The organism is Virgibacillus sp. MSJ-26 (assembly GCF_018918075.1).
In the GTDB taxonomy this organism is placed as follows: domain Bacteria; phylum Bacillota; class Bacilli; order Bacillales; family Amphibacillaceae; genus MSJ-26.
In genome coordinates this window covers 1-848 of sequence record NZ_JAHLPW010000050.1, presented here as the reverse complement: position 1 = coordinate 848, position 848 = coordinate 1, and the positions used below count along the sequence as shown (strand labels likewise).

The window sequence follows — 848 nt, the reverse complement described above, 5'->3', positions numbered from 1 at the left end:
CGAAGCATATCGGTGTTAGTCCCGTCCTTCATCAGCTCCTAGTGCCAAGGCATCCACCGTGCGCTCTTCTTCACTTAACTATCTTTAAAAAGTCATTTCAATGAATAAGCATATTATCTATTTAATCTAGTTCTGGCTCCTATCAACTAGCAAACTTCCGGCTCCTTCCTCCGATAAGTCAACTTCAATGCGCTTACGCTCATTGAGTTTCCTTTACCTCGTTAGGACCCATCCAGTTTTTACGTTGATGAACAGTCACCATCACTTTTTAGGTTTGATGTCGTTGACATTACTCTTATTTAGTTTTCAAGGTACAAAAGTGGAGCCTAGCGGGATCGAACCGCTGACCTCCTGCGTGCAAGGCAGGCGCTCTCCCAGCTGAGCTAAGGCCCCATATTATTTTTTAGATGGTGGGCCTGAGTAGACTCGAACTACCGACCTCACGCTTATCAGGCGTGCGCTCTAACCAGCTGAGCTACAGGCCCATCTAAAAGTATATTAAAGAGAAATTAATCTCTCAAAACTGAACCGAACAACCAAGTATGTTACCGATATTTAAATCGGCATTCCGTTATAATGTCTAGCTCCAGCACCCAGCGACTAGTAGACTTCCTTCACCTTCGTACGACAAGTCAACATCGATTCACTTACGTTCATCGTGTTTCCTTTGTCTCCTACGGTTCAGTCCAGTCTATACGTCGCTGAACGGGTGCTTCCGCCTTTCATTTATCCTTAGAAAGGAGGTGATCCAGCCGCACCTTCCGATACGGCTACCTTGTTACGACTTCACCCCAATCATTCGCCCCACCTTCGGCGGCTGGTTCCTAAAAGGTTACCTCACCGACTTC

The 848-nt window shown here is 46.2% G+C and carries 2 tRNA genes and 1 rRNA gene; all 3 read right to left on the bottom strand.

Annotation, left to right across the window (positions count from 1 at the left end):
* Window positions 1–320: 320 nt before the first annotated feature.
* Window positions 321–393: transfer RNA gene (locus KQI49_RS18420), tRNA-Ala, on the bottom strand.
* A gap of 15 nt (window positions 394–408) precedes the next feature.
* Window positions 409–485 (bottom strand) — tRNA-Ile (locus KQI49_RS18415).
* Between the two features lie 251 nt (window positions 486–736).
* Window positions 737–848 (bottom strand): 16S ribosomal RNA (locus KQI49_RS18410); the annotation flags it as partial.